General features: G+C 72.7%; 15 protein-coding genes. 3 read left to right on the top strand and 12 right to left on the bottom strand.

What is annotated here, in order from left to right:
* Positions 1–8: 8 nt before the first annotated feature.
* From atpH to AC1UE4_RS19090, 5 genes are read right to left on the bottom strand one after another with little or no spacing between them, the layout of a single operon-like run.
* Positions 9–545, bottom strand: a complete 537-nt coding sequence (gene atpH / locus AC1UE4_RS19110; RefSeq protein WP_482918899.1) for an ATP synthase F1 subunit delta — start codon at positions 543–545, stop codon at positions 9–11.
* Between the two features lie 2 nt (positions 546–547).
* Positions 548–1,117: a F0F1 ATP synthase subunit B gene (gene atpF / locus AC1UE4_RS19105; protein ID WP_482918898.1), complete on the bottom strand. Its 570-nt coding sequence runs from the start codon at positions 1,115–1,117 to the stop codon at positions 548–550.
* Positions 1,117–1,392, bottom strand: coding sequence for an ATP synthase F0 subunit C (gene atpE, locus AC1UE4_RS19100; protein ID WP_482918897.1), 276 nt, complete (start codon positions 1,390–1,392; stop codon positions 1,117–1,119). The genes atpF and atpE overlap by 1 nt, the downstream gene beginning before the upstream one ends.
* An 11-nt stretch (positions 1,393–1,403) precedes the next feature.
* On the bottom strand, positions 1,404–2,291 hold the full coding sequence (atpB, locus tag AC1UE4_RS19095; RefSeq protein ID WP_482918896.1) for a F0F1 ATP synthase subunit A: 888 nt from the start codon (positions 2,289–2,291) through the stop codon (positions 1,404–1,406).
* The gene (locus tag AC1UE4_RS19090) at positions 2,288–2,674 is read right to left on the bottom strand and encodes a hypothetical protein (RefSeq protein WP_482918895.1); all 387 of its coding nucleotides are present in this window, start codon (positions 2,672–2,674) and stop codon (positions 2,288–2,290) included. Before AC1UE4_RS19090 ends, atpB begins: the two co-directional genes overlap by 4 nt.
* A gap of 123 nt (positions 2,675–2,797) precedes the next feature.
* On the opposite strand from AC1UE4_RS19090, the gene AC1UE4_RS19085 reads away from it, so the two are divergent.
* A complete protein-coding gene (locus tag AC1UE4_RS19085) occupies positions 2,798–3,733 on the top strand; it encodes a cation diffusion facilitator family transporter (RefSeq protein ID WP_482918894.1) in 936 nt (311 codons plus the stop codon).
* Here the strand turns inward: AC1UE4_RS19085 and AC1UE4_RS19080 are convergent.
* Genes AC1UE4_RS19080 through AC1UE4_RS19055 form a run of 6 tightly spaced genes read right to left on the bottom strand, consistent with a single transcriptional unit; the run spans position 3,730 to position 8,984 of the window.
* Positions 3,730–4,053 carry a hypothetical protein gene (locus AC1UE4_RS19080; RefSeq protein WP_482918893.1) on the bottom strand — a complete coding sequence of 108 codons (324 nt, stop codon included), beginning with the start codon at positions 4,051–4,053 and terminating at the stop codon, positions 3,730–3,732. The two genes, AC1UE4_RS19085 and AC1UE4_RS19080, sit on opposite strands and share 4 nt — an antisense overlap.
* 14 nt (positions 4,054–4,067) lie before the next feature.
* Complete coding sequence (locus AC1UE4_RS19075) at positions 4,068–6,224, bottom strand: SpoIIE family protein phosphatase (RefSeq protein WP_482918892.1); 2,157 nt, start codon at positions 6,222–6,224, stop codon at positions 4,068–4,070.
* Between the two features lie 12 nt (positions 6,225–6,236).
* A complete protein-coding gene (locus AC1UE4_RS19070; protein WP_482918891.1) occupies positions 6,237–6,734 on the bottom strand; it encodes a metallophosphoesterase family protein in 498 nt (165 codons plus the stop codon).
* Positions 6,731–7,678: a glycosyl hydrolase gene (locus tag AC1UE4_RS19065; protein WP_482918890.1), complete on the bottom strand. Its 948-nt coding sequence runs from the start codon at positions 7,676–7,678 to the stop codon at positions 6,731–6,733. Before AC1UE4_RS19065 ends, AC1UE4_RS19070 begins: the two co-directional genes overlap by 4 nt.
* Positions 7,675–8,037, bottom strand: coding sequence for a cupin domain-containing protein (locus tag AC1UE4_RS19060; RefSeq protein ID WP_482918889.1), 363 nt, complete (start codon positions 8,035–8,037; stop codon positions 7,675–7,677). Before AC1UE4_RS19060 ends, AC1UE4_RS19065 begins: the two co-directional genes overlap by 4 nt.
* 23 nt (positions 8,038–8,060) lie before the next feature.
* Entirely contained in the window at positions 8,061–8,984 is a 924-nt protein-coding gene (locus AC1UE4_RS19055) for a ribonucleotide-diphosphate reductase subunit beta (protein ID WP_482918888.1), read from the bottom strand.
* A gap of 61 nt (positions 8,985–9,045) precedes the next feature.
* On the opposite strand from AC1UE4_RS19055, the gene AC1UE4_RS19050 reads away from it, so the two are divergent.
* The gene (locus tag AC1UE4_RS19050) at positions 9,046–9,642 is read left to right on the top strand and encodes a TetR/AcrR family transcriptional regulator (RefSeq protein ID WP_482918887.1); all 597 of its coding nucleotides are present in this window, start codon (positions 9,046–9,048) and stop codon (positions 9,640–9,642) included.
* Positions 9,639–10,673, top strand: coding sequence for a DUF354 domain-containing protein (locus AC1UE4_RS19045; RefSeq protein WP_482918886.1), 1,035 nt, complete (start codon positions 9,639–9,641; stop codon positions 10,671–10,673). The genes AC1UE4_RS19050 and AC1UE4_RS19045 overlap by 4 nt, the downstream gene beginning before the upstream one ends.
* Positions 10,674–10,709: 36 nt before the next feature.
* Here the strand turns inward: AC1UE4_RS19045 and AC1UE4_RS19040 are convergent, their stop codons facing one another.
* Positions 10,710–14,120, bottom strand: coding sequence for an ATP-binding protein (locus tag AC1UE4_RS19040; RefSeq protein WP_482918885.1), 3,411 nt, complete (start codon positions 14,118–14,120; stop codon positions 10,710–10,712).
* Between the last annotated feature and the right edge of the window lie 38 nt (positions 14,121–14,158).

The following is a 14,158-nucleotide window of genomic DNA, read 5'->3' as shown; positions in this document are numbered from 1 at the left end:
GGGTTCCTTCACGCCGCCCCGCGGGCGACTTGCTTGCGGAGGTTCTCGAGGCGGTTGCGGATGGAGGCGTCGAGGACGTTGTTCCCGACGCGAAGCACGAGACCGCCGAGGATGTCGGGGTCGACGTCGCTGCGCAGCTCGACCTTGCGGCCGGTCTTCTCGCCGATGCGGTCGCCGATGGAGCTGACGACGTCGTCCGACAGCCGGACCGCCGAGGTGATCTGCACCGGCAGGACCTTGTTCTCCTCCTGCCAGAGCGCCTCGAAGCGCTGGCGGATGCGGAACAGGGCCGGCGTGCGGTGCTTCTCGATGAGCAGCGCCAGGAAGTTGGCGACGATCGGGTCGGCGCCGTCGAGGGCCTTGCCCAGCCCCTCCTTCTTCTCGTCCGTCGAGAAGTAGGGGCTGAAGAAGAAGACCTGCAGGTCGCGGCTCTCGCTCAGCGCGTCCGCGACCTGCCCCAGCTGCTCGCGCACCTCGTCGAGGTTGCCCTGCTCCTTGGCAACCTCGAACAGGGAGCGCGCGTAGACCTCGGCGATCTCCTCCATCGCTAGCGGGCCCTCGCGTCCCCGGCCAGCGCGTCGAAGTCGAGGTCGGCGAGCGCCTCCTCGACCAGGCGGCGCTGGTCGTCCTCGGTGAGCGACTTGCGCGTGACCTTCTCGGTCGCGAGCACGGTGAGGTCGGCGACCTCGTTGCGGATCTGCTGGATCGCGCGCCGCGTCTCGGCCTCGATGTCCCTGCGGGTCTGCTCCATCATCTCCTCGCGCGTGCGGCGGGCGTCCTCGAGCGACTCGCGCTCGTGGACCTCGCCGGCCTTGCGGGCGCGGGCGACGATCTCCTCGGCCTGCTGACGCGCCTCCTGGAGGCGCTGGCGGTACTCGGCGAGGATCTCCTCGGCCTCCACCTTGGTCCGCTCGGCCGTGTCGATCGAGTCCTCGATCGCCTTCTGGCGCTTGTCGAGGTTCTCCGCGATGCGCGGGAACGCGAGCTTGCGCAGCAGGAAGAGGAGGATGCCGAAGGCGACGAGCGTCCAGACCATCAAGCCGATGCCCGGCTTGACGAGGAAGCTGCCTCCCCCGCTCTCCTCGGCGGCGAGGACGGTCGGGACGAACGCGTGCATCAGAGGAAGAACGCGATCAGGCCGAAGATGAACGCGTAGAAGACGATCGCCTCGGTCAGCGCGAAGCCGAGCCACTGGATCGACGTGATCTCGTCACGCATCTCGGGCTGGCGGGTGACCGACTCGATGACCTTGCCGAAGATGTAGCCGACGCCGACGCCCGGGCCGATGGTGCCGAGGCCCGCGCCAACGCCGAGCGCGACGGACTTGAGGCCCGCCTCGACGTCGCCTTCGACGGCGGCGAGGACAGGAGTAGCGAGCCCGATGAGGTCCATGGATGGGTCTCCTAGTGATGCTCGGAGGTCGCGCCCCCGAGGTAGATGGCAGTCAGGGTGGCGAAGATGAACGCCTGGAGCGTTGCGACCAGGCCCACTTCGAAGAGGAAGAAGACGATGGCGATCGGCAGCGTCACGACGCCGAGCGCCGCGAGGCCGAGGATGACGGCGAGGCCGCCCGCCATGAAGAGGATCAGGAGGTGGCCCGCGAGGATGTTGGCGAAGAGACGGACGCTCAGCGACACGATCCGGACGAAGTGCGAGATCACCTCGATGACGAAGAGCACCGGCTTGAGGCCGTTCGGCGTGCCGGCCGGGATCCAGCTCTTCAGGTAGCCGGTGACGCCCTGCACCCGGATGCCCTCGATGTGGTAGGCGAACCACACCATGAGCGTCAGCGCGAGCGGCACCGAGATGTTCGCCGTCGCGGCGTAGAGCGCGAACGACGGGACGCCGACGCCGAAGACGTCGATCTTCTCGTGCGTGTTCGTCGGCAGCGGGATGTAGCCGATGAGGTTCGAGAACCAGATGAAGAGGAAGAGCGTCCCCACGAACGGGAACCACTTCTTCGCCAGCTCGCGGTCCATGTTGCCGCCCGCGATGTTGTCGCGCATCAGCTGGTAGAGCGCCTCGACGGCGGTCTGCACGCGGTTCGGCCGCGCTTGCATGCGCTTGGCGATGTAGATCATCGCCGCCGCCGTGAGCGCCGTCGCGAGGAAGATGTAGAACACCGCGCGGTTGATGTCGAACGGCCCCAGGTCGATCCAGGCGTCGAGCTTGAACTCCTCGGTGGGCTGGAACTCGTCGTTGCGGCCGGAGGAGCCCGCCGCGAGCCCGATGAGGCCGGTGAGGAGTCCGAGGCCGAGCAGGCCGAGCAGGACCTTCGCGCGTGTTGTCATGTGGTGGTGGTCCTCCGCGGCTCGCCGGGCCGCAGGATGAGCTTGAACGTGAAGTGCACGGTGAACAGGGCAAGGGCGAGGATCGCCGCCGAAAGGCCGACGTCGTCCCCTGCCAGCAGACCGACGCCCAGGAGGATAAGGCCCAGGAGCCAGCCGCGTCCGATCATGGAACCGGCCGCGATCCCGGCCATCCGCCGGGGGTCCGACTCGGCGGTCGCCTTGCGGTCGGACCACTCGCCGATGCCTCGCCAGAGCAGCCAGATGATGGCCGCGGCCAGCCAGCCGAGCAGCGGGAGCCCGGCGACCGCGAAGATGGGCAGCGCCAACGCGAGCAGGGCAAGGTCGAGGTTGCGGACGAAGGTCATCGTGAAGAACGTCTCCACCGGGCGATGCCCGGCAGTCTTGCGATTCAACGCCTTGAAGGCGTTGCTCCTAAGTCCGTCGCTTCCGGGGGACCTTGGCCGACGGTGGCGAATGCCAGTGTAGCGCGACTTTGTGACAACTTTGTGACACCCGCCACCCACGCTCATCAGAACCACGAACACCACCACCACGCGGTCGCGCACGACGCCGACCGGCGGTGGCTCACGCTCGCCCTGGCGATCGTCGTCGGCTTCATGGGCGTCGAGATCGCGGCGGGCATCATCGCGTCGTCGCTGGCGCTGCTTTCCGACGCCGCCCACATGCTCACCGACGCGGCGGCGCTCGGGCTGGCGCTCGTCGCCGCGCATTACGCGGCGCGGCCGGCCGGCGGCGTCTTCACGTTCGGGCTCGGGCGCGCGGAGGTGCTGTCGGCGCAGCTCAACGGCGCGGCGCTGCTGGCGCTCGCGGGGATCATCGCGTGGAGCGCCGGCCAGCGGATCGTCGACCCGCCGGAGGTCGAGGGCGCGATCGTCATCGTCGTCGGGGTCGTCGGCGGGCTCGCGAACGTCGGCGCCGCGTGGGCGCTGTCGAAGGCGGAGCGCCGGTCGCTGAACGTCGAGGGCGCGATGGCGCACGTGCTGACCGACCTCTACGCGTCGATCGCCGCCGCGCTCTCCGGTCTGCTCATCCTCGTCACCGGCGTGTACGAGCTCGACGGCATCGCCGCGCTGTTCGTCGCCGCGCTCATGGTCTCGTCCGGCTGGCGGCTGCTGCGCGACGCGTCGCGCGTGCTCCTCGAGGGCGCGCCCGAGGGCGTCGTGCCCGACGAGATCGGACGCGCGCTGGCGGCCCAGCCGGGCGTCGTCGAGGTGCACGACCTCCACGTCTGGGAGGTCACCGCCGGTTTCCCCGCCGTCGCGGCGCACGTCATCGTCGCGCCCGACGACGACTGCCACGCCCGCCGCCGCGAGCTGCAGGCGGTGCTGCGCGAGCGCTTCGACATCGAGCACACGACGCTGCAGGTCGACCACGCGCCGGCGCGGCAGCTGCTGACGATCCGGCCCGGGCCGGACGGCTAGCGCCGGTCGTCCTCGACGATCGGAGCAGCCTCCTCGTGCTTGCGCACGACGGAGAAGCGCTCCTCACGGCGCACGACGTCCTCGGTGTCGACGATCTCGTGGCCGGGCGTGACGACGAACGCGCGCGGGTCGCCGCGGACCACCTCGTACTCGACCGCGGTCAGCTCGACGGGCAACGTGCACGCCGACCGCCCGCACTCGCAGACGAACGGGATCCGCCCCTCGTCGACCTCGTGCCGGCGGAGGTCCGCGTTGAGGCGGTCGTTGATGCTGCGGAACCGGGCCTCGTTCTCGGCGATGCGGCGCTTGCGCTCATCCATCCGGGCCGCGAAGCCTAGTCACTCGCGGCACTAGGTCCCGGCGTGGCGCGGACCGCGAGCAGCGCGATGTCGTCGCGCGGCTCGCCGCCCTGCAGCTCGACTGCGCGCCGCTCCACCGCCGCCACGATCCCCTCGGCGGGCTCCCCGCGGTGCGCGGAGAGGACCTCCTCGAGCGCCTGCTCGCCCGCGTTCCCCCAGCCGCCGTCGCGCGAGCGGATCTCGGTCACGCCGTCGGTGAAGAGCAGCAGCAGGTCGCCGGGGGCGAGCAGGACGTCGCGCTCGCCGAACTCGGGCCGAGGGAGGCCGCCGACGATCGAGCCGCGCAGCTGCAGCCGCTCGACGCGGCCGCCCGCCCGCAGGATCGCGGGAGGCAGATGGCCGCCGGTCGCCAGCGTCACGCGCGCCCCCTCGTCGTCGGGACAGACGCGCGCGTAGAGGACGGTGCAGAAGCGGCCGGCCGGGTCGCGCTGCGACCACAGCGCGCGGTTGAGCAGCTCGAGGTTCTCCTTCGGCTCGAGCTCGCGCAGCGACGCGGCGCGCAGCGTGTGCCGCGTCAGCGACGTCAGCGCCGCCGCCTCGGCGCCCTTGCCCGAGACGTCGCCGATCACGACCGTCCAGACGCCGTCGGCCGCGCGGAAGACGTCGTAGAAGTCGCCGCCGACCTCGTTCTGCTCCCCCGCGGCGCGATAGCGCGCCGCGAGCTCCAGGCCGGGCACGTCGGGCAGCGCGGGCGGCAGCAGCGAGCGCTGCAGCGTGCGGGCGATGTGGGACCGCTCCGCGTAGAGGCGCGCGTTCTCCACCGCGAGCGCCGCGCGGCCCGCGAGCGACTCGGCGAGGCTGACGTCGTCGGGGCCGAACGTCCGGCCGGAGCCCGAGGCCATGAAGCTCAGGACGCCGATGGGCCGGCCGGACGCGCGCAGCGGCACGATGAGCGCGGACGTGAAGCCGAGCGAGCGCAGCGTCGCGAGGTGCTCGTCGTCGTGCGCGACGCTGCGCAAGACGTCGTCGTCGACCGCGGAGAGCAGCTGGGCCCGGCCGGTCGCGATGGCCCGTGCCGTGATGGAGCCGTCGGCGACGCGCTGCGGGAAGCGCTCGGTCATCTTCTTCGCACGCGCCCGGAGGTCCTCATCGTCGGTGGCGATCGCGACCAGTCGGACCCGCCCGCGCGGATCGAGCAGGCCGAACGTGCACCAGTCGGCGATGCGCGGCACCGCGATCTCGGCGATCTCCTGCAGCATCGCCTCGTAGTCGCGCGCCAGGCGCACGAGCCGCTCGCCGGCCTCCGCCAGCAGGGCCATGCGGGCACGCGCCGCCTCCGCCTCGGCGAGCGCCGCCTCCGCGCGCACCTGCGCGGCCTCGGCCTGGGCCCGCGCGGTCAGCGCGTCGCGCAGCAGCCGGGCGCGCTCCTGGTCGATCTCGTGCTGCGCGGAGACGTCGCGCACGACGCCCGCGACGCCGACCGGCAGGCCTGCGGGCCCGAGAACGGGGAACGCGGTGACCTGGCGGTACTGGAACTCGCCGTCCGGCGAGCCCGCGATCTCGCGGTCGAGCACCGGCGCGCCGGTGCGCACGACCTCCTCGAGGATCGCGACCACCGCGACGCCGAGCTCACCGAAGAGCTCGTCGGGCCGGTGGCCGACGTGGGCCTCGGCGGGCAGGTGGTTGAGCTCGGCGAGCGCGGCGTTGACGCGCTCGTAGCGCAGGTCGCGGTCCCAGACGGCGAGGCCGACGGGGGCGCCGGAGAACACGACGTCGAGCAGCGCGGTGGCGGTGCGCTGCTCCGAGCGGGCGATGTGCTCGCTCGTGACCTCCAGGACGACGGCCGCGACCCCGAGCGGCGTCTCGTCGACGCCGGTGACCGGGTAGTAGCTGACGCGCCAGTGGCGGGTCTGTCCGGGCGCCGCCGGCGTCTCGCCGGACACCTCGACGTCGCGCAGCGCGATGCCGGTGCGCAGCACCGTCTCGAGCTCGACCGCGACCTCCTCCCCCAGCCGGCCGAGCAGCTCCTGCGGCGTGTGCCCGAGGTTGTCGGCGAGGGGGATGCCGTTCATGGCGGCCAGCGACGCGTTGATCCGCTGCAGGCGGAGGTCGGCGTCCCAGAACGCCAGCCCGAGCGGCGCGTGCTCGAAGAGCGCATCGACGAGCGCGCCGGCGTCATGAACGTCTGTCATCCCGGTCCGACTCTACGTCGAACCCACGGCCACCACGCGGAACTCGACGCGGCCCGCGGCGACGTCGGCGAGCCCCATCGTGTGCCGCGGCTGGCGGCGGCGATCGGTGGGGCTGCCGGGATTGAAGATCTGGAAGCCGTCCGCGTCGCGTTCGTGCAGCGGGATGTGGCTGTGGCCGAAGACGACGGCGTCTGCCTCGGGGAACCGGGCGCGCATGCGGGCGAGCCGGCCCTTCGCCGGCCCGGCGTCGTGGACCATCGCGATGCGGACGCCCTCGACGTCGATCTCGAGCTGCTGCGGCAGGCGGGCGGCGAGCCTCGGCTCGTCGACGTTGCCGAGCACGGCCCGGACGGGCGGTCCGAGGCGTTCGAGCTCGTCGAGCACCGCCTCGGTCGCGACGTCGCCGCCGTGGAGGATGAGGTCGGCGGCGCGCAGCTCGGCGACGCAGTCGTCCGGGAGGCGCCGCTGTCCGCGCGGCAGGTGGGTGTCGGAGATGATCGCCAGCCTCAACGGCGGCGCTTCTTGGCCTTCGCGCGGGCCAGCTTCGTCCGGAGCGCGTTGAGCTCCTTGACGAGCACCCGGTACGCCGGGCGGGCCTTGCGGTCCCAGCCGATGAAGCCGGAGTCCCAGCTGTCGAACCGCGTCGAGCTGTTCCAGTGGTACAGGTAGACGCGGGTGATCCGCCTGTTCAGCGGGATCACCTTCTCGAAGAGGTACCTGGTCACGCGCGCTGCGTGCTTCGTCGACTCGGGGATGCCCTTCACGCGGTTCTTCTGGATCTGCGGCGTGCCGCGGCGCCGGACGAGCCCGCCGACCTCGGTGAGCCAGATCTTGCCCTTCACCTGCTTGAGCAGCCTGCGCAGGCTCTTCGTCGTGAAGCGGTTCGCCTCGACGTAGTTGTGCAGGCCCCAGTTGGCCGGCTGCTTCCTGGCGTGGCGCAGGAAGTCCTTGACCCACTTCGCCATGCTCGGCAGGTCGAGCATCTCGGCCGCGAGGATCTTGCACGTCTTGCAGGCCTGCTGGAGCTTGCGCCAGTACGACGCGACGAGCTTCGGGCGGTGGCAGACGGGCTCACCGCAGTGGTTCGCCTCGTTCCACGTCGCGAAGTTCGTGACCCACGGGTAGCGGGCGCGGAACGCCTTGAACTCGCGCTGGAACTGGACCGGCGTCGGCAGCTGGCGGCGGTTGACGCGCGAGTGCTGGAAGGAGATGAGGGGGTAGACGCCGTCGAGCTTGGCCAGGAACAGCCACTGGTTGAGCTCCTGGATCTGCCAGTCGTACTTGCGCCAGTCCCACGGCACGGCGAGGCGCGCGTGCTTGATGCCGAGGTCCTTGAAGCGGGCGTCGGCGAACATGTCCGGCTTCTGGTCGGCGATGCCGACGACCACGGCCTGCGCGGACGCGGGCGCGGCCAGCGCGACGGCCGCGGCGATGAGGAGGAGGAGCCGCCTCACTCGGTGATCACCGTGTCGTCGTCCGTGTAGGCGGGGGCGCAGCAGCACAGCAGCCGCAGCGGGACGTCGCCGGTGTTCCACAGCTTGTGCTCGGTGCCGGGCGGCAGCAGGACGCAGTCGCCGGCGCGGACGTCGCGCTCCTCGTCGGCCACGCGCACGCGGCCCTCCCCCTCGGTGAAGAGGTAGAGCTCCTCCGAGACGCGGTGGAAGTGCGCCTGCGTGGTCGCGCCCACCGGCACGGTGGCCTCGGCGAGCGATTGGTTCTGCGCGGGCAGCGAGACGCGGCCCACGACCTCGCGGATCTCGGAACCGTCGAGCGTCGTGAAGGGCCGTGCCTCGTCGAGACGTCCGACGTGCACGGCCGATCACGGTAGCGACCGGGTCAGACCGCGGGTGCCGCCTCTTCCGGCTCGGCCTCGAAGAGCGAGACGCCGATGACCTTCAGGCGGCGCGAGAGCGCGGTGAACGCGAACTGGTTGGTCTCGGCGGACTTGTAGCCGAGCAGCTCGTAGTCGAGCGGGTCCTTCGCCGTCGGCGGGACGAGCACGCCGCCGGCGACCGGGATGAGCTCCTGGAGCTTGGCCGTGATCCGGCGCCGCAGGGCGGGATCCGAGGCCTTCTCCTTGAGGAACCAGGTGCCGTAGGCGACGTGGCGGTGCTCGTCCTGGGCGACCTTGCGGAAGCCCTCGGTGAAGCCGGGCAGGATGCCGCGCTTCTCGCAGTAGTCGCCGAGGAAGAACTGGCCGGTCAGCGCGAGCGTCCCCTCGATGATCATGTGGTACGTCGTGATGAAGTCGACCTTCGCCTCGACGTCTGCGGGGTCGTCCAGCAGGCGGTCCTGGGCCTCGACGAGGTGGCCGTCGAAGAGCTCGAGGAACGCGGGGTTGAGGTCCTGCCGGGCGCGCTCGAGGCGGTCCTCCATCGAGCCATCGATGCCGAGCACCTGCTCGTAGAAGCGGTTGAAGTGCTGCGCGTGGCGGGCCTCGTCGACCTGCTGGGTCGTGAGGTACGCCTCCTCGCTCTGGTCCTCGTAGGCGCGGACGAGGCCGGAGAACTGCGTCGTCACCCGCTCCTCCCCCACGAAGAACGCGGCGAAGTTGTAGGCGAGGTCCGCCTTGTCGCGGTCGCTCAGGTTCGCCCAGTCCTCGACGTCCTGCGTCAGGTCGATCGCGTGGGCCGACCACGGCTGCCGCTCCCACAGCTCGTAGAGCTGCTGCGGGTTCATGAGCTTGACCTGGCTCAGCTTGGACTCGTCGGTGATGGTCCCGACGTCGCCCTGGGCGGTGAGTTCGAGCAGTGTCGCCATGTGCCCTAGGCTGCCCGTCGTTTGACAGGGTGTCAAGGGGGTCGCGTATCGTTCCGGCCCCATGGCGGTGCCGGGACGGCAGAGCGAGAAGCGCCAAGCCATCGAGGCCGCGGTCCTCGAGGCGACCGAGGCGCTGCTCGCCGAAGGCGCGTCGTTCGCCGAGCTCAACATCGAGCGCATCGCGACCCGCGCCGGGATGACCCGGACGGCGTTCTACTTCTACTTCAAGGACAAGCGCGAGCTGCTCGTCCGGCTGACCGAGGACGTCAACGAGCAGCTGATGGCGGCGGCCGCCACGTGGTGGTCGGGCGACGCGGACATCCGCGAGGCGCTGTCGAACATCGGGGCGCTGTACCGCGAGCACGCGGCGCTGATGCGGGCGACCGTCGAGGTGTCGACGTACGACGAGGAGGTCGCGACGTTCTGGCGCGCCCTCGTCGGGCGCTTCGTCGACGCGACGCGCGAGCGGATCGAGGCCGAGCAGCGGGCCGGCAACGCGCTGCCGCTGCCCGCGCATGCAACCGCGATGGCGCTCGTGTGGATGGTCGAGCGCAGCTTCTACGAGCAGGTCGTGCAGGACGAGCCGGTGAACCACGACGACCTCGTCGAGGCGCTGGCGACGATCTTCAACCGGTCGGTGTACGGCGACGACCGGTGACCCGCGTCTGGGTCGACGTCACGAACACCGCGCACGTCGTGGTGCTGCGGCCGCTGGTCGAGCTGCTCGAGTCGCGCGGCGTGCCGGTCGCGATCACCGCGCGCCCCTTGTCGCACACGGTCGAGCTGCTGGAGGACTGGGGGCATCCGTTCACGGTGCTCGGCGCGTACGGCGGCGTCCGGCGGGTCGACAAGGCGCGTGCCGCTGCGGACCGCGTGCGGCGGATGGTGGCGTTCGGCCGTACCTCGGGGCCGTTCTCGGCCGCCTTGGCGCACGGGTCGACCGATCTGCCCGTCGCGTCGCGGCTGCTGCGGATCCCGAACGCGACGATGTTCGACTACGAGTGGGCGACGCTGCAGCACAGCGTCAACTGCCGGCTGGCGAACCGCGTGCTCGTGCCGGAGGCGATCCCGGCGGAGCGGCTGCGGCGCTACGGCGCGCGCGGTTCGAAGCTCGTCCAGTACCCGGGGCTGAAGGAGGAGTACGTCCTCCACGACTTCGTGCCGGATCCCGGCGTCCTCGCTGCTCTGGGAGTCGACCGCTCCCGTCCGCTGGCGGTCGTCCGGACGGCGCCGTCGTACGCGTTGTACCTCGGCGGGAGCGAGACGCCGCTGCTGCCGCGGCTGCTGCGCCACCTCGACGCGCAGGGCGCGCAGACGGTGGTCCTCGCGCGTACGCCCGAGCAGCGCGCCGAGGTCGACGCGCTCGCGTTGTCGTCCGTCATCGTCCCCGAGCGCGCGATCGAGAGCCGCTCCCTCGTCGCCTTCGCCGACGTCCTCGTCTCCGCCGGCGGCTCGATGAACCGCGAGGCCGCCGCCCTCGGAACCCCCGTCTGGTCGATGTTCGAGGGCCGCCCCGGAGGCGTCGACGAGCGCCTCATCGAAGAGGGCCGCCTCCGCATGCTCACCGACCCCACCGAAGTCGTCCTCCCCTCCGCCGGAACCGGCGAAGCTCGCCGCCCCGCGACGACGAGAGACCCCGCCGACCTCCTCCGCCTCGCCCTCGGCGGCTGGGTCGAAGAGGCCGGCTAGAGCCGCGCCGAAGGACCTCGCGGAGGTTCTCCGCCCCTACAGGCGGGCTTCTTCTCGCAGGCGGTCGAGCCACGGGCGGCCGGCGCCGCAGGCGCGGAGGATCTCGGCGGCCTCGTCGAGCTTCTCGCGGCCCGCGTCGCCGCCGAGCGCTCGGCCCCAGTGGAGGAGCGTCTCGGCCTCGTCTCCTCGCAGCCTCCTCGCGGCGAAGATGTCGCGGGCGGTCGCGAAGGCCGTCTCGTCTCCGCCGGCCACCGCCTCGGCGAGGGCGACGTGGCCGAGGCGCCCGCGCCAGTCCTCGCCGTTGCCCGTGATCTCGCGGCAGCGGTCGACGTCCTCGCGGGCCTCGGCGGTGCGACCATCGCCGGCGAGGACGAGCGCGCGGTCGCCGCGGACCCAGAGCTCGAAGTAGGTGGCGCCGCCGTCGACGACGATCTCCAGCGCGCGGTCGAGCAGCGGCAGCGCGACCTCGGCGTTCCCGCGCAGCGTGTGGACGCGGGCGGCGAGGTGCTGGGAGGCCCACTCGTCCCAGCGGTTGCCGCTCCGGCGGCTCGTCGCGAGGATCTCGGCCGCGAGCGCCTCGACCTGGTCCCAGCGGCCCTCCCAGAGATCGAGCAGCGGCTTGAGCGCGTGGCTCGCCCACGAGGCGCGCGCGTCGCCGAGCTGCGCGCGCGCGTCCTCGACCTCTCCGCGTGAGAGGTGGCAGCGGCCGACCCCGTCCGCGATCTCGCGCCGGTAGGTGGTCTTGCCGAAGTACGCGAGATCGAGCGGGCGCTCGAGGTGCGCCTGCGCCTCGTCGGGCGCGCCGAGGCCCCAGCTCAGCTGACCGCTCGTGTTCGCGGCCATCCACGCGACGAAGGTCTGGCGGTGGCGGTCGGCCGCCTCGAAGGCGCGGTCGTTGAGGCCGAAGCCCTCGGCGAGCTCGCCGCCGATGATCTTGTGCCACCCGAGGCACTCGGCGCCGGACGCCCAGAGCAGCTCGTCGCCGATCCGCTCGCCTATCTCCATCGCGCGGGCGCCCGCCTCGCCGCCCTCCGGGATCCGCAGCCCGTAGGTCAGCGCCGCCGAGACGCCGGTCTCGAGGTGGCCGCGGGCACGGCTCGCCGGCTCGCGGTCGAGCACCCGCCGCGCCGCGTCGAAGTGCCGGAACGCCGCGCCGATGTCCATGTGCTCGGCCGCGATCGAGTCGATGAGCGCGTGCGCCATCCCGAGCCGCGAGTGCACACGGGCGGCGCGCGCCTCGTCGCCGAGCCGCTCCAGCGCCTCGAGCGCCGCCTCGAGGAACGCGATCTGGCGCCCGAGGTCGCCCGCGACGACCATCAGGTCCGCGAGCGCGACGAGCAGCCGCGCCCGCTCCGCCTCCCGGCCCGGCACGCGAGCGAGCACGTCGGCCGCGCCCTCCCAGTGCTCGGCCGCCTCGTCCCACGCGGCGAGAACCCGCGCCTCCTCGCCCGCACGAAGAGACCACATAACCGCCGCCTCCGGATCCGCCGCCGCGCCCGCGAGGCGAAGATGGACCGCGATCGCCGCGGCCTCCGCGCCGCCCTCGCCTTTCTCCGCGCCCCCACCTCGCATCTCTCCGCCCCCGAGCGCGGCGGCGGCGCTTGCGTGGAGCTTCTGGCGGCGGGGGGTCGAGAGGGCTCCGTAGAGGGTCTCGCGGACGAGGGCGTGGCGGAACGCGTGGGCCGGGACGGGGCCATCGCCGGCCTCGAAGACGAGCTGCGCGGCAACGGCTTCCTCGAGGGCGGCGATGACCTCGTCCTCGTCGCGGCCGGTCATCGCGACGAGGACGGGGAACGTGAACCGGCGGCCGAGGACGGCGGCCTGCGCGAGGACCTCGCGGGAGGGCGCGGCGAGGCGGCCGAGCCGCTGCTCGAGCACCTCCTTGACGCCCTCCGGGACGTCGGTCACGCAGCTGCGGAGGCCGTCGGTCTCGACGAAGTGCTGGACGAGCTCCTCGACGAAGAACGGGTTGCCCTCCGTCCGCTCGCGCACCCTGTCCACGACGTCCTCGGGCAGCGCGCGGCCCGCCTGCGCGTCGGCGAGCTCGCGCACCGCCTCGTCGGCGAGCCCGCGCAGGGCGACCCGCGCCACGAGGCGCTCGCGGCGCAGGTCGGCAAGCAGCTCCGCCAGCGGGTGGGCCGTGTCGACCTCCGCCTCGCGGTACGTGCCCACGACGAGCAGCGCGGCGTCGCGCGGCGCGCGCATGACGTGGCGTAGCAGGTGCAGCGTCGCGCGGTCGGCCCAGTGGAGGTCGTCGAGCAGCAGCACGACGGGCTGCCGCCCTGCGAGGTCGGCCAGCAGATCCGCGACCGCCTCAAACAGGAGGTACCGCAGCGTCCCCGGATCGTCCGAGGCCCCCGACGGCGCGGGGAACGGCGCGACCGGCTTCAGCGCCTCGACGAACGGCTGGTACGAGACGAGCGCGTCCTCCTGGCAGCCCGCGTAGAGCACCATGCCGTCGCCGCCGACCGCGGACGCGAGCTCGCCGGCGAGGCGCGTCTTGCCGATCCCGGGCTCGCCGCTGACGACGATGAGCCGCCGCCGGCCGCGCAGCGCGTCGCGCCAGCCGTCGAGCAGGACCTCCAGCTCGGCCGTGCGCCCGACGAACGCCGACCGCCGCCGCGGCGCGAGAACGGGCGGAAGGGCCTCACCCGGAGACTCCTCGCCGAGCCGTCCCTCGCGACCGCCGCCGGCGAAGTCGGGAGCGGAGGCACCGCGGGGCGGGGCGCCGCCTCCCGTCTCTCCCCGCAGGAGCCGGGCGTGGAGCGCTTGCACCTCCGCCGCGGGCGTCGCGCCGAGCTCGTCGCGCAGGAGCACGCGGAGGCGCTCGTACGCGCGCAGCGCCTCGGCGACGTCGCCGCGCGCGGCATGAGCCTCCATGAGCAGGCGGTGGCCGGACTCGCGGAACGGCGCCGCCTCGACGAGCGCGCGGGCCGCGGGCTCGTCGCCGCCGCTCGCCGCGAGCTCGAGCGCCTCGATGCGCAGGTCCGCCAGCTCGCGCCGGCGCTCCTCCACCCACGGGCCCTCGTGGCCGCTGAGGAACCCGCGCTCGGCGATCGCCAGCGCCTCCGCCGCGTGGGTCCGCGCCGCCGCGCGATCGCTCGCTTCCAGCGCCATCCGGCCGGCGCGCACCGCGATGCCCGCCCGCTCCCAGTCGGTGCGCACGCCGTCGGCGAAGACGAGCTGCAGCTCGCGCCGTCCCTCCAGCACCTCGCGGCCCAGAGCGCGCCGCACCTTCGACAGCAGCGCGGCGAGCGCCTCGACCGGATCGGCCGGCGACGTCTCCGGCCACAGCGCCGCAGCGAGCTCGTCGCGCGTGACCGGCCGCGCGCGGTGGACGGCGAGGTACGCGACCACCAGCCCGCCCTTCAGGCCGGGCAGCGTCACCGGCGTCCCGTCGACTTCGACGGCGAGCGGCCCGCAGACCTCGATCCGGGAGACGCGCATGGGGCGCGACCGTACGTCGTTCACCCCCGTCCGGGCAA

Source organism: Parviterribacter kavangonensis (assembly GCF_056863335.1).
Note: the sequence above shows the minus strand (reverse complement) of the source record. Positions and strands in the feature narration are given on the sequence as shown.

Bases quoted from the DNA above. Each gene is read 5' to 3' on its own strand.
- atpH (WP_482918899.1), bottom strand. From the start codon at position 545: ATGGAGGAGATCGCCGAGGTCTACGCGCGCTCCCTGTTCGAGGTTGCC.
- atpF (WP_482918898.1), bottom strand. From the start codon at position 1,117: ATGCACGCGTTCGTCCCGACCGTCCTCGCCGCCGAGGAGAGCGGGGGA.
- atpE (WP_482918897.1), bottom strand. From the start codon at position 1,392: ATGGACCTCATCGGGCTCGCTACTCCTGTCCTCGCCGCCGTCGAAGGC.
- atpB (WP_482918896.1), bottom strand. From the start codon at position 2,291: ATGACAACACGCGCGAAGGTCCTGCTCGGCCTGCTCGGCCTCGGACTC.
- AC1UE4_RS19080 (WP_482918893.1), bottom strand. From the start codon at position 4,053: ATGGATGAGCGCAAGCGCCGCATCGCCGAGAACGAGGCCCGGTTCCGC.
- AC1UE4_RS19075 (WP_482918892.1), bottom strand. From the start codon at position 6,224: ATGACAGACGTTCATGACGCCGGCGCGCTCGTCGATGCGCTCTTCGAG.
- AC1UE4_RS19055 (WP_482918888.1), bottom strand. From the start codon at position 8,984: ATGGCGACACTGCTCGAACTCACCGCCCAGGGCGACGTCGGGACCATC.
- AC1UE4_RS19050 (WP_482918887.1), top strand. From the start codon at position 9,046: ATGGCGGTGCCGGGACGGCAGAGCGAGAAGCGCCAAGCCATCGAGGCC.
- AC1UE4_RS19040 (WP_482918885.1), bottom strand. From the start codon at position 14,120: ATGCGCGTCTCCCGGATCGAGGTCTGCGGGCCGCTCGCCGTCGAAGTC.